The organism is Sphingomonas sp. BL-S-29, from assembly GCF_055521495.1.
This window is the reverse complement of sequence record NZ_CM145482.1, coordinates 3,344,990-3,358,438: the sequence shown is the minus strand read 5'-3', so window position 1 is coordinate 3,358,438 and position 13,449 is coordinate 3,344,990. Positions and strand designations below refer to the sequence as shown.

General features: G+C 65.0%; 11 protein-coding genes and 1 tRNA gene. 10 read left to right on the top strand and 2 right to left on the bottom strand.

Annotated elements, in window-relative coordinates:
- Positions 1 to 11 precede the first annotated feature (11 nt).
- From ACZ1I2_RS15945 to ACZ1I2_RS15905, 9 genes are all read left to right on the top strand, one after another.
- Entirely contained in the window at positions 12 to 1,328 is a 1,317-nt protein-coding gene (locus ACZ1I2_RS15945; RefSeq protein ID WP_465176597.1) for an MFS transporter, read from the top strand.
- A 301-nt stretch (positions 1,329 to 1,629) separates the two neighbouring features.
- On the top strand, positions 1,630 to 3,819 hold the full coding sequence (locus ACZ1I2_RS15940; protein ID WP_465176598.1) for a TonB-dependent receptor: 2,190 nt from the start codon (positions 1,630 to 1,632) through the stop codon (positions 3,817 to 3,819).
- On the top strand, positions 3,816 to 4,928 hold the full coding sequence (locus ACZ1I2_RS15935) for a DUF4437 domain-containing protein (protein ID WP_465176599.1): 1,113 nt from the start codon (positions 3,816 to 3,818) through the stop codon (positions 4,926 to 4,928). The genes ACZ1I2_RS15940 and ACZ1I2_RS15935 overlap by 4 nt, the downstream gene beginning before the upstream one ends.
- A gap of 106 nt (positions 4,929 to 5,034) precedes the next feature.
- Positions 5,035 to 5,913 (top strand): DUF4437 domain-containing protein, encoded by an 879-nt coding sequence (locus ACZ1I2_RS15930; RefSeq protein WP_465176600.1) that lies wholly within the window; start codon positions 5,035 to 5,037, stop codon positions 5,911 to 5,913.
- On the top strand, positions 5,910 to 7,055 hold the full coding sequence (locus tag ACZ1I2_RS15925; protein ID WP_465176601.1) for a hypothetical protein: 1,146 nt from the start codon (positions 5,910 to 5,912) through the stop codon (positions 7,053 to 7,055). Before ACZ1I2_RS15930 ends, ACZ1I2_RS15925 begins: the two co-directional genes overlap by 4 nt.
- A gap of 287 nt (positions 7,056 to 7,342) precedes the next feature.
- Complete coding sequence (locus ACZ1I2_RS15920; protein ID WP_465176602.1) at positions 7,343 to 8,086, top strand: SDR family oxidoreductase; 744 nt, start codon at positions 7,343 to 7,345, stop codon at positions 8,084 to 8,086.
- A gap of 49 nt (positions 8,087 to 8,135) precedes the next feature.
- Positions 8,136 to 8,212 (top strand) — tRNA-Pro (locus tag ACZ1I2_RS15915).
- 51 nt (positions 8,213 to 8,263) lie between these two features.
- Positions 8,264 to 9,913: a SulP family inorganic anion transporter gene (locus tag ACZ1I2_RS15910; protein WP_465176603.1), complete on the top strand. Its 1,650-nt coding sequence runs from the start codon at positions 8,264 to 8,266 to the stop codon at positions 9,911 to 9,913.
- The gene (locus tag ACZ1I2_RS15905) at positions 9,897 to 10,511 is read left to right on the top strand and encodes a ParB-like protein (protein ID WP_465176604.1); all 615 of its coding nucleotides are present in this window, start codon (positions 9,897 to 9,899) and stop codon (positions 10,509 to 10,511) included. Before ACZ1I2_RS15910 ends, ACZ1I2_RS15905 begins: the two co-directional genes overlap by 17 nt.
- On the opposite strand, the gene ACZ1I2_RS15900 is transcribed toward ACZ1I2_RS15905, so the two are convergent.
- Together ACZ1I2_RS15900 and ACZ1I2_RS15895 are read right to left on the bottom strand one after the other, a co-directional pair.
- A complete protein-coding gene (locus tag ACZ1I2_RS15900; protein WP_465176605.1) occupies positions 10,493 to 11,473 on the bottom strand; it encodes a DUF808 domain-containing protein in 981 nt (326 codons plus the stop codon). The two genes, ACZ1I2_RS15905 and ACZ1I2_RS15900, sit on opposite strands and share 19 nt — an antisense overlap.
- Before the next feature lie 137 nt (positions 11,474 to 11,610).
- Complete coding sequence (locus tag ACZ1I2_RS15895; RefSeq protein ID WP_465176606.1) at positions 11,611 to 12,507, bottom strand: LysR family transcriptional regulator; 897 nt, start codon at positions 12,505 to 12,507, stop codon at positions 11,611 to 11,613.
- Between the two features lie 179 nt (positions 12,508 to 12,686).
- On the opposite strand from ACZ1I2_RS15895, the gene ACZ1I2_RS15890 reads away from it, so the two are divergent.
- Positions 12,687 to 13,421: an SDR family NAD(P)-dependent oxidoreductase gene (locus tag ACZ1I2_RS15890; protein ID WP_465176607.1), complete on the top strand. Its 735-nt coding sequence runs from the start codon at positions 12,687 to 12,689 to the stop codon at positions 13,419 to 13,421.
- Positions 13,422 to 13,449: the final 28 nt, after the last annotated feature.

The window sequence follows — 13,449 nt, the reverse complement described above, 5'->3', positions numbered from 1 at the left end:
AGGGGGTGGCAATGGCGGCAGGCATACCAGGCGAATTCGACGCGCCCTCGACCGGTCTGGTCGGTTGGACCAGGTTGCAGATCATCGTGGTCGCGATTTGCACCGTGATCAACGCGCTCGACGGCATGGACGTGCTGATCATTTCCTATGTCGCCCCGGCGATGGCCAAGGATTGGGGCGTCAGCTTCGAGGCGCTCGGCATGATCTTCAGCGCCGGGCTGGTCGGCATGATGATCGGCTGCGTGCTGATTGCGCCGCTGGCCGATGGCATCGGCCGCCGCCCGATCGTGCTTGGGGCGCTGGTGCTGATCACGATTGGCGCATTCGGGACCGGCCTCGTCAGCGCTGTCCCTGCATTCGTCGGTTTCCGACTGGTGACCGGCATCGGCATCGGCACGCTGCTCGCCAGCGTCGCGACCCTGGCCAGCGAATATGCGCCAGCTGGCAGACGGAGCATCGCGATCGGTGCGTTCCAGGCGGGGTATCCCGTCGGGGCGGTGTTCACCGGGCTGGCGGCGATCTGGGCTATTCCGCAGTTTGGGTGGCAGCCGACCTTGCTTGGCGCCGGCGTGGTAAGCGCGCTGATTCTGCCGGTCGCCTTCCTCCTGCTGCCGGAATCGCTGGACTTTCTGATGAACCGCCAGCCGGCCGGCGCGCTTGCCGAGATCAACAAGCTGCGTCGTCGTCTCGACCTGATGCCGCTCGACCGCCTGCCGCCGCCGCGTAGTCGAAGCGCCGCGCCGAAGCTTGGCCATCTGTTCGCCAACGGCCTGTGGAAATCGACGGTCACGCTGTGGCTATCGACCTTTCTCGGCTTTCTGGTGCTGTATTTCGTGACGAGCTGGATCCCCAAACTGGCTACCGAGGCCGGGTTGAGCGCCGCCAATTCGCTTTGGGCCGGATCGGTCTTCAATGTCGGCGGGATCATCGGCACGACGAGCATCGGCTGGCTGGCGACCAGGCGCGATATCAGCTGGCTGATCCGCGCCTACATGCTGTTCGGCGCTGTGTTGCTCGTTGTCTTCAGCATTCCGATGCCGCTCGTGCTGGTCTTGATCGTGGCGATCGGCATGGGCCTGACGGTGCAGGGCGGCTTCAGCGGCTTCTATACGCTGGCGGCGCAGATGTACCCCTCCGAGGTGCGCAGTTCGGGCATCGGCTGGGCGATCGGCATTGGCCGCGGCGGATCGGTGATCGGCCCGTTGATGGGCGGTTTCCTGCTCGGCCAGCACCTGCCGCTATGGGTGGTGTTCCTGTGCTTCGCGATCCCGCTCGCGCTGTCGGGGATACTCGCTGCGTTCGTGCGCCACAGGGCGGATCTTGCCTGACCGATTCATCCGGCGCCTGGCGGAATCTTGCTCGGGCCGTGACGGTCGTGACACTTTCAGTCACCCAATTACCATATATGTATAACAAATCGCTTGCGGACCCCGGCGACTCGTGATTTGATATGGATGCATAACAAATGGGGCTGGGAACGGGCTTTTTCACAACGCCTGATCAGACCTCGACAAGGCGCTCAAAAAGCGCGGCGGAGGACGGGCTGGCTCGCTTCGGGCCGGAAAAAGGGGGTTGATCATGACGCTCGCATACAGACCGACATCGCGTAAAATCTTTCTCGCCACCTTGTTGAGCTCCGCAATCCTGGCAACGCCCGCCTGGGCGCAGACGGCACCTGCGACCACTGAAAAGCCGGTGGACGAAACGGCGGTCCAGGACGCTTCGCCCGACAGCAACGGCGACAACAATGGCGAAATCGTCGTCACCGCCGAGCGTTACGGGGGCACGGTGCGGACCACGCCGATTTCGGTGACTGCCCTCAGTGCGGAACTGCTGACGGAGCGGCAGACCCGCGACGTCCGCGACCTCGCCAACCAGGTTCCAGGCATCACGCTTTCGCAGGCGACGGCCGGGTCGTCCCAGATGAAGATCGTGGTCCGCGGCGCAGGCACCGAGACCGGCGGCATCCGTGCCAACGGCACTGTCGGCGTCTATATCGATAACGTCATCCAGCCGCGTCCCAACGGCGCCTTCTTCGATTTCTTCGACATCGAGCGCGTCGAGTTCCTTCGCGGTCCGCAGGGCACGCTCTACGGGCGTAACACCTCGGGGGGCGCCATCAAGCTGGTGACCAAGCGCCCGACCTATCACTGGACCGGCGCAGGACAGGTCGCCGCGGGCAATTATCAGGCGCTCGAAGGGAAGGCCTATATCAGCGGCCCGATCATCGAGGACAAGCTCGCCTTCTCGCTGAGCGGTCTTTACCGCAAGCGCGACGGGTTCGTTTACAATCTGCCGACCGGTCAGCGCGTCGGCGATCTGGAACGCAGCGCTGAGCGCCTCAAAATCCTGTTCGAGCCGACGGAAAAGCTGACATTCGAGTTTTCGGCCTATGCCATGCAGGATCATTCCGACAGCATTGTCCCGATCCCGCTGATCACGCCGAGCGGCGTGGTGGACCCGTATGCGGTGCCCAACCGCGATCTGACGATCAACGAACTGGTCGCGAACTTCGATCAGAAGATTCTTCAGAAGGGCGCGACGCTCAACGCCACCTATTCCCTCACGGACGAACTCGAACTGGGTTCGATCAGCGGCTATGGTGAGCTGAGGCAGGAAAGCCTGGGCAATGACACCTCGCTGTCAGCGGCGAAAATTGCGGCAAATGGCGGGAAGCTGGTTGTCGCGAATTCGGACCAGGTGCAACTCAAGAGCACCTGGTTTACGCAGGAACTGAACCTGATCTACACGGGCGAGCGCCTCAAGGCTGTCGCCGGGCTGTATTACTTCACCGAAAAGGGCACGCAGCAGGGTGCGCGCAGCGGCAGCCAGACCGACGACGCGTCCAACAAGGTCGAGGCGCCAGCAGTGTTTGCGCAGGCGACCTATACTCTCGGCGGCGGGTTCAGCGTTCTCGGTGGGCTCCGTTATACTCGCGAGACCACCGATTACTTCGCGCTGACGGTCGGGTCCGTGGCCGGTTCGCAGGTTGGCAAGTCGACCTTCTCCTCGCTGACGCCCAAGCTGGGCCTGAACTGGGAGATCAACAGCGACCTGTTCACCTATCTTTCCTGGACCAAGGGTACGCGAAGCGGCGGATTCAACTCGCGCGATCCGATCACCGCGGCGCTGGTGCCGACGCCTTATGGTGCCGAGTGGGTCGACAGCTATGAGCTCGGCGTCAAGATCAACCTGCCGGAGTACCGCTTCCGGATCAACGCGACCGCCTATCTCGCCAATTACAGCGACCTCCAGCTGACGACGATCATTCCCAACTCGACGTTCCTGGCAACGCTCAACGCCGGTGCCGCACGGGTCTGGGGTCTCGAGCTGGAGCCGAGCTGGCAGGCGGTCGACAGCCTGAACCTATATGGCAACATGGCCTTCAACGACGGCAAATATACCAAGTCCTTCACCTGCGCGAACCAGTTCGGCGTCTATACCGATTGCACGAACAACGAGATCAAGGGCCTGCCCAAGGCCAAGGTCAGCCTGGGCTTTCGGTTCACGCCGACGCTGGACGGCTTGCCCGGAGCGCTGTCGCTCAACGGCAATTGGGACCACACGTCGAAGGTCTACAACAATATCTCCAATCAGCCGGAACTGGTGCAGACGCGGACGCTGGATCTGTTCAATGCGTCGATCGGCTGGCGCAGTGACGATGGCGCCTGGACGGCCTCTGTCGAGGGACGCAACCTGGCGAACAAACATTATTTGAGCGCCGGCCTGCTGAGTTCCAATGCGGTCAAGCCCTCTGTCGTGGGGTATGTCGCGGAACCCCGCCAGATCATGTTCCGCCTCGGCTTCTCCTTCAAATGAGGGACGCGGGCCGAGCGGACGGGTCATGCGAAGCGTTTTCGCGTTGCATGAAGCTGTATCTGGCAGCCGCCCTTTCGGCCTGCTCCACTTGTCTCGCGACCCCGGCTTTTGCCCAATCCTTCGGTCCGCCATCAGTCGAGCAGGCGCCACCGTTTCCGGTGCCTGATGACGGATATGCCGTGGAAGGGCGGCCGGGGGATCCCGGCTCCGGGTTCGTCCTGCACTATGACCCAAATCTGATTTCCTGGGAGCCGTTCGCGGCCCCCGGTATCCCGGCGGGCTTGCAACGGCGGCTCCTGAGCAAGTCGCCGAGCATGGGAGCAGTGGCGCAGATCACCTATGTTCCCGCGGGATGGACCCAGCCGGCGGGCTATGATGACGTCGATAACGAGATTGTCGTGCTCGATGGCGATCTGAGCATCGGCGACGAGAAGCTCACGAGATACTCTTACAGCTATATGCCGGCAGGCGTGGGGCATGGGCCGGTCACGTCGCGGCAGGGCGCCGTGCTTCTGCAGTGGTGGAAAGGCGCACCGAGGTTCGTTGCGTCAGGAACCAGCAAGAGGCGCGCGCGCGCCTATGCCCGCATTCGCGACTGGAATCAGTTCGACGCGGCCTGGCATATCGGCAAGCCGTTTCCGGATTATCGTACCGGCGGCAATTTTCCGGGGGCGCTGCACAAGCTGCTTCGCAAGGATCCTGACACCGGCGAAATGACGTGGATAACGTTCGGCGCGAGCATTCCCGCCCCGCCCAGCGGCAAGCCCAGCAATTTCGGCGGCGGTTATGAAGTGCATCCCAGTTTCGAGGAATATTTCTTCCTCGAGAAGGACAATGACACGGTCATCGGCGAATGCCTGGCGCAGGGCGAAACCCCGGCCGTCTACGGCAACAATACCTATTGGTGGCGCCCCGGCGGGGTGGCGCATGGCGGACATCTGAGCCGCAGCGCCGATGCCCCGGGCTATACCATCTCGATCGTCCGGACCGGCACGCCCCTATGGGCGACCTATGTGACAGATTGCACGTACAAGACCGGCCTCGAGTACAAGAATGGCAGCTGGAAGAAGTACGACTATAACGTGCCGCGGTACAAGGTACACGAATAGCTTAGCGTCAAATGATCCAACAATTTGGGAGCTACCAATGCCAATAAGCAATCGACTCCTATCATGCCTTACGCTGGGTGGCGCGTTGCTACTGAATTCGACAGCATTGGCACAGGACATCCGGATACCGGAATCGCGCGACCGTTCGAGCGAGTTCGTCGGTTTCGTCCAGCCAAGCACCTTGCACCTGCGTCCGCTCACCTTTCCGGGTCTTGCGGGCGCCGAGTTCAAGCAGCTTAGCTTCGACGAGAAGACCGGCGCGCGGACAATCCTCGCCAAGCTCCCGGCCGGCTGGAAGCAGCCGCCTGGCTATCATTCGGCGGACCTCGAAATGTTCGTCGTCGAAGGCGGCATCAGCATTTCGGACAAGCCGATGGGGCGCTACTCCTATGCCTATTACCCGGCGGGCTATGCCCATAGCTTCGGCACCGCGGAAGGCGCGACTGTCCTGATGTTCTGGAGCGGTGCCCCCGATTACGTCGCCAGCGCCAAGTCGCGCGCCGGCACCGACACCGCCAGCGCCGTTGACGGGCTGCTCTATAACGACGTGGCGATCAAGGAGCCGAGCAGCCTGCCCAAGTTCCGCGACGAGCCGGTCATGGAAAACTCGCCGGTGCAGGTGCGGCTGTTGCACCTCGATGCCAAGACCGGGCAGAAGACCTGGATCGTGATGACACCGGGGGGCTATCCGGTGATGAGCGGAGAAGGCAAGCTGCCGCTCTGGTCCTCCAGCAAGAGCTGGCAGGAAGGGTATTTGCTCGCCGGCGACATGACGGTCGCGGAATGCCTGCCGCAGGGCCAGGTGGCCGGCACCTACGCACCGAACGGCTATTTCTTCCGGCCTGCCGGCGTCGCCCATGGCGGCCTCAGCCTCTACTCGGACACCTTTGCAGTATGGCTGTACCGCACCGGCCCCGGCCATTGGGAAACGTATCGCAATACGTGCGCAGAGCCGTCCGCGCCCGCCAAGGGAGGTGCACAATGAGCGCGCAAGCCAAATTCCACCTGCCGATGGCGCTGGTGCTGGGCCTTACGATCTTCGCCGCGCCCGCATTCGCCCAGCAATTCGGACCGCCCACCGTCAAGCAGGGCCCGCCCTTCCCGGTTCCCGACAAGGGCTATGAGGTCGAAGGCCGACCTGGCCTGATGCAGAACGTGCCCAATATCGAGTTCGTGAAGTGGGAGCCATTCGCGCCTCCGGGTTTCCCCTCCGGCCTGCAGCGGCGGCTGCTGAGTCAGTCGCCGAGCATGGATGCGGTCGCGCAGATCACCTATGTCCCCGCTGGCTGGAGCCAGCCCATGGGCTATGACGAAGTTGATAACGAGATCATCGTTCTCGATGGCGATCTCAGCATCGGCGAAGGGCCGTCGATCGAGAAGCTCAGCAAATATTCCTATAGCTACATGCCTGCGGGCATGCTGCGCGGTCCAGTCAAGTCTCGCCAGGGCGCCGTGCTGCTGCAATGGTTCAAGGGGCCGCCGAAGTTCGTCGCCTCCAGCACCGGCAAAGCGGGCGCACGCACCTACGCACGAGTTCGCGACTGGAACCGTTACAAGAATGCCTGGTATGTCGATGAGCCGTTCCCGGCCTATCGCACCGGTGGAAACTTCCCCGGTTATCTCCACAGTCTTATCCGCAAGGACCCGGACACCGGCGAGATGACGTGGATGACCTTCGTCTACAGCATTCCCGCTCCCCCCAGCAGCAAGCCCGGCATCTTCGGCGGCGGCGCCGAGATTCATCCCAGCTTCGAGGAATATTACATTCCCGAGGGCACGCGGGTCGCCACATCCGATGAGCGTGGACCGACGCGCGCCGTCTATGGCGGCGAGTGCGTGGAAGGCGGCATCTCGTCCTACAAGCACGGCACGCGGGGCTATTTCTGGCGCGCCGCTGGCGTCGCGCACGGCACCGTTGCCCAGGCGCCTCCCGGCGAACGCGATGGCGACGGTAATCTGAAGGCCGGTAACGGCGAAGCGAATTGGGGCTGGACGCTGGTCCGCACCGGCACCCGGCTATGGGCGACCTATGTCACCGATTGCAGCTACAAGACCGGCATTCAATATATGGGCGGCGCGTGGCGGAAATATGATTACGACGTGCCGCGCTACGAGCCGCACGACTAGATTCCGGGTTCTTGACCAGCCTCAGGGGCCGCTTCGGCGGCCCTTTTTTGCGATCAGCGACCGTGGCGCGCCGTCAGAGGTATGCCCAAGGACGTTTGGCGCGCCCTGCTGGCGACTTGCTGCGATCTCGCTTGCGCCGATGCCCCAAAAGCGTGGAGCTATCGGTTGAGGTGTCGCCGAAAAACGAAGGAAATTTCCCTTCGTTTGTCAAAATATAGCTCTTTATTTTAGGAGGGGCCGGGCCCACCGATTTCTCGCGAGGGCGTTCAGCCAGTCGGGGAGTATCTATGGACAATCGGGTCGCGATCGTGACGGGCGCCGGAAGCGGTATCGGCCGCGCCGTGGCGCTTGCCCTGGGCGAGGCCGGGTGGCGCGTCGTGCTCGGCGGGCGGCGGCACGAGGCCCTTGTCGAAACCGCGGCGCTGGGTGGCGGGTCGATGCTCGCGGTGCCGTGCGACGTGGCCGATGCGGCGTCGGTGGACGCGCTGTTCGACGCGGCGATTGCCGAATTCGGCCGGATCGACCTGTTGTTCAACAATGCCGGCATTTTGGCGCCACCGGTACCGCTCGACGAACTGGACGTCGACGCGATCCGGTCGCTGCTCGACATCAACATCCTCGGCAGCTTCCTGTGCGCGCGTGCGGCGATGCGGGCGATGAAGCGCCAGACGCCGCAGGGCGGGCGGATCATCAACAACGGATCGATCTCCGCCGACCGGCCGCGACCGCATTCCGCGCCCTATACGGCGAGCAAGCACGCCATCACCGGCCTGACCAAGTCGATCGCGCTCGATGGCCGCGCCTGGGGTATCGCGGCGGGGCAGATCGATATCGGCAATGCAGTGACCGATATGAGCGCGGCGATGGGTCAGGGCGTGCCGCAGCCCGATGGCAGCATCCGCGCCGAGCCGAGGATGGACGTCGGCAATGTCGCTCGTGCGGTCGTCCATATGGCGGCGCTGCCTCTCGACGCGAACATCCCCTTCATGACGATCATGGCGACCAATATGCCCCTGTTCGGCCGGGGATGACCGAGCGGCCTTGCGTCGCACCCCGGTCCAGCCTAAGCGACCCGTCCGTCGGGGAGTGGCGCAGTCCGGTAGCGCGCCTGCTTTGGGAGCAGGATGTCGCAGGTTCGAATCCTGTCTCCCCGACCATCACCCCGGAATAGATTGCAGCGCCCGCCCGCCGCTCTTTAGTGTGGTTGCGTGAAGACGATCCTCGGCATCCCCGCGCAGACCGGCATGAACGTCGTGGCCGGTCTTTCCGTGGCCGGGCTGATGCTGCCCGAGGCCGTCGCCTATGCGGGCATCGCCGGGTTCACGCCCGGGCGGGCCATCCTCGCCGCGCTCGCGGGCGGCGCGGCTTATGCGGTGCTCGGCCGCAGCCGCTTCGCGATCGTCGCGCCGACCTCCTCCTCGGCCGCCATTCTCGCCGCCGCGCTGGCGACGTTGCCGGGCAGCCCGGCCGAGCGCGGCGCGATGGCGATGGCGATGGCCGCGATCGTCGGGATATTATTCGCGCTGATCGCCCTGTTTCGTCTCGGCAGCCTGTCGGCGTTCATCGCCCGTCCGGTGCTGCGCGGTTTCGCCTTCGGCCTGGCGATCAACATCATCATCCGCCAGGTGCCGCATCTGCTCGGGCTGAAGCTCGTCTCGTCCTCCACCCTGGCCCTGCTGGCCGACATCGCCGCGAATCTCGGCCGGACGAACCTCGCCAGCCTCACGATCGGGGCGGTCGCCCTGGCGCTGCTGCTTGGCCTGCGCGCGACGACTCGTCTTCCCGCCGCGCTGATCGCCCTGGTGCTGGGCGTCGCGGCGGCACGGATGATCGACCTGCCGGCGCTGGGCGTGGCATCGGTCGGGCCGATCGATTTCCATCTGTCCGCCTGGACGATGCCGGATTTCAGTTTCGCGCGCTGGTCGCGCCTCGCGCAACTCGCTGCCCCGCTGACGCTGATCCTGTTCGCCGAAAGCTGGGGCACCGTGCGAACGCTCGCGCTGCGCCATGGCGATACGCTGTCCGCCAATCGCGAATTCAGTGCGCTGGCCGGCGCGAACCTGTTGTCCGCGCTGGCTCAGGGCATGCCGGTCGGGGCCGGCTTTTCCGCAGCGTCGGCCACCGAATCCGCCGGCGCGACGAACCGGCTCGCCGCGATCACCGCGCTGATCGCCCTCGCGGCGGCGGCATGGCTGGCCGGCCCGACGATCGAGGCCCTGCCGCAGCCGTTGCTGGCGGCGGTGGTGGTCGCGGCACTGGCGCACGCCCTGTCGCCCGCGCCGCTCACGCGGTTGTTCATGATCGACCGCGACCAGTGGATCGCGCTCGCGGCGGCTTGCGGCGTGATCCTGTTCGGGGTGCTCGACGGCATGCTGATCGCGGTGGCCCTGTCGATCGGGGCGCTGCTCAACCGGCTCGCCCATCCCGTGGTGAGCGAACTGGGCTATCTCGATGGCGGCCATGATTTCGTCGACCGGGCGCGCCATCCCGATGCCAGGGGCGTGGAGGGCATGGTGATCTTTCGCCCCAATGCGCCGCTGTTCTTCGCCAATGCCGAACAGTCGCTCGGCACCATCGCGGCGAAGGCGCTGGCAAGAAGCGGTGACACCCATGTCGTGCTGAGCCTGGAGGAGAGCGACGATCTCGACAGCACCGCGCTGGAGGCGATCGCCGAGTTCGAGAAGCTGCTGGCGGCGAAAGGCCTGTCCCTGCAGCTTGCGCGGGCGCATGATCGCGTTCGCGACGTGCTGGTGGCGGCCGGGTTCCATCGCCTGGCGAACGGCGCCTCGTTCAGTGTCGCGGACGCGGTGCGCGCGGTGAAGGCGGGAAAAGGGAACGACGATGTACAATCTGCTTGAGCCACGGCTGCAGCCCGTTCCGCTCGCCGCGCTGCGCCCGACGCAGATGACGGTCGGCATGATCGAGGTGGACCGCAAGAGACGGCAATGGCAGGGGCATGTCGCCGCGGACGGCCCCGATTTCCTCGGCAGCCACATGATCCCGGTGGTGCTGGGGCCGAAGCAGGTTCCGTGGCTGATCGATCATCATCACCTGGCGCGCGCGCTGCACGACGAAGGGGTCGAGCATGTGCTGGTCAGCGTGGTCGCGAGGCTGTGCCATCTGCGCAAGGCGGAATTCCTCACCTTCATGGACAATCGCAACTGGCTCCACCCCTATGACGCGAAGGGCAGAAGGTGCGACGTCGCCGACATCCCGCGCTCGCTGGGCAAGCTTGTCGACGATCCGTACCGCTCCCTGGCCGGGGCGGTGCGACAGGCCGGCGGCTATGCCAAGACCGACACGCCCTATGCCGAATTCCTTTGGGCCGACTTTCTCCGTGGACGGATTCCAGCGAAAAGGGTGGCGGACAGGTTCGAAAAGGCAGTGAACAAGGCCCTCGAGATCGCGCATGGCGAGGAGGCGAGGCACCTGCCGGGTTATTGCGGGACCTTCTGATCGACCGCTGAGCCATGAGTCTTCGCGGCGTGGCCACCCTTGCGCGGAACCAGGTGAAGCACCGCGACGATGACGCCGCCGACGATCATGCCGACCACCGCCGATCCGAGTGCGCCGACCAGCCATTCGACCAGACCCTGCGCCACCGGTGAGGCGTGACCGACTGCCTCAGCCGCATCGTGCAGCCCGTGCGAGATCACGCCGAGGCCGAATTCCTCCAGCCCATGTACGATGAACCCGCCGCCGACCCAGGCCATCGCCGCGACGCCGAGCGTCGACAGGCCCTCAAGCAGCAAGGGCATCGCCTTGACCAGCCCACGGCCGAGGGCGCGGACGCCGGCCGATCTGCGCTGGGCCAGGTGCAGGCCGATATCGTCCATCTTCACGATCAGTCCGACCACGCCATAGACGCCGACAGTGATGGCGATGCCGACGGCGGCCAGCACCACGCCTTGCATCACCACCGACTGTTCGGGGATGTCGGACAGGGCAATGACCATGATCTCGGCCGACAGGATGAAATCGGTGCGGATCGCGCCGCCGACCTGGCGCTTTTCCAGTTCGGCCGGATCGTGGATCTCGGCGACTTCGTCGGCGTGATGCTCGCCGACGATCATCTCGAAGATCTTCTCGGTCGCCTCGAAGCAGAGATAGGCGCCGCCGATCATCAGCAGCGGCGTGATCGCCCAGGGCGCGAAGCTGCTCAGCAGCAGCGCGGCGGGCAGCAGGAACAACAGCTTGTTGCGCAGCGATCCGATCGCGATCTTGGCGATGATCGGCAACTCGCGGTCCGGCGTCAGGCCGACGACATAACGCGGCGTGACCGCGGTATCGTCGATCACCACGCCCGCTGCCTTCACGCCCGCCCGGCCCGCCGCGCCGGCGACGTCGTCCACCGAGGCCGCGGCCAGCTTCGCGATCATCGCGATATCGTCGAGCAGCGCTACAAGGCCTCCGGGCATTCGATCTCTTTCAGCTGTGGTGCGGGCCGTTGGTATCGCATTCGACGCGAAGCGCCAGTGGATCGGGGCGCCGCGATGTTGAAATTCGGCAGATCCTCGCATGACCCAGGCTGGCGAGGACGGCCGCGGCCTTGGGGTCAGTCGCGCGATATGGACAGCCCGGCGAGAAGCGGCGCGTAGGCGGCGAGCCTGCGGGATACGAACTCCGTGAAGAGCCGCACGCGCTTCGTCTTGCGCGTCTCCCCCTGAGTGAGAAGCCAAACCGCGCCATATTGGTGCAGGTCGGTGCCCGGTACCCGCACCAATAGCGGCTCGGCATCTCCGACGAAGCACGGCAGTGTCGTGATGCCGAGCCCCTGTCGCGCCGCGGCGAGTTGCGCCTCGGCATCCGTGACCCTGAACGGAACCCCAGTGGTGCGAACCTCCCCCGCGCTGGCCCAGTCCGGAATGCCGTGCATGCTGATGACAATCCACCGCATGGGATCAGGCGCGCCCGCACGCCATGCGGCCAGTCGATCGCGGGACATGTAGACGGCACCGAAGACCTCCGGCCCCGTCAGGCCGTGAAGATTGAGCGGCAGGGTCTTGCGGTCATAGACGACGCGGATCGCCACGTCAGCCTCGCGGTTGGTCAGATTTGCCAGCTCGCCGGACGACAGGATTTCCATCTCGATGTCCGGGTGCAGGCGCGCGAAATCGGCGAAGGCCGGCATGAGCAGGTGAGTGGCGAGGGGCGGCGCCAGCGTCACCCGCAAAAGCCCGCGCACGCTCTGGTCGCGGCCGAAGATTCGCGTCTCCAGCTGGTGCGACGACGCTTCCATCTGGTTCGCGAGCTCGAGAACCTCCTCGCCCGCGGCCGTCAGGCGATAGCCCGCAGGCAGTTTTTCGAAAATCTGCGCCCCGAGGCGCTCCTCGAGCTGGGCGATGCGTCGCAACACGGTCGAGTGGTTCACGCCCAGGCGTTGGGCGGCCGCGCGCACCGAGCCTCCGCGCGCGACGGCGAGAAAATAACGAACGTCATCCCAGTCGATCATGGTGCGATCCTGCACCGCGGAGTGCGCCCAATCAACTGTCGTTGTTGGCGAGAGCCCATCCAGCCGGATGAATTTCGCACCACCGATGTGCGCGTTTTTGCACTGAACGCCTGACGCCGGCGGCCCCATCTGGTGGTCCTCGGGGGCGTTCCCGAACGCTCCAACCAGGGATACACGACATGAACAGACTGAATGGAAAGACCGCCGTGATCACGGGTGGCGCTACCGGCATCGGCCTTGCCGCTGCAAGGCGCTTCATCGAGGAGGGCGCCTTCGTCTTCATCTTCGCCCGTCGGCGGGAAGCGCTCGACGCCGCTATCGCCGCGCTCGGACCCAATGCCCGTGCGGTGAAGGGCTCGGTCTCCGAGCTGGCCGACCTCGACCGGCTTTACGCGGCGGTGAAGGCCGAGCGCGGAACCCTCGACATCGTCTTTGCCAATGCCGGGGCGGGAAGCCAGCTTGCGCTCGGCAAGATCACCGCCGAGCACATCGACGAAACCTTCGACACCAATGTGAAGGGTACGATCTTCACGGTCCAGAAGGCGCTGCCGCTGATGAGCGCGGGCGGTTCGATCATCCTGACCGGATCGAGCGCCGGCACCACGGGTGCCCCGGGGATGAGCGCCTATAGCGCGAGCAAGGCGGCCGTGCGCAATCTTGCGCGGACCTGGGCGGAGGACCTGAAGGGTACCGGCATCCGGGTAAACGTGCTGTCGCCCGGGGCGACGGCGACCGAGCTCGCCAAGGACGCGCTGGGCGAGGAGGGCCAGAAGGTCTTCGCCGCGATGACGCCGCTCCAGCGCATGGCCGATCCAGCGGAGATCGGAGCGGCGGCTGCCTTTCTCGCGTCGTCGGACAGCAGCTTCATGACCGCCAGCGAACTCGCCGTCGACGGCGGCCTTGCCCAGCTCTGACGCGCTGGCCTGGCGCCGTTGAGGCCCA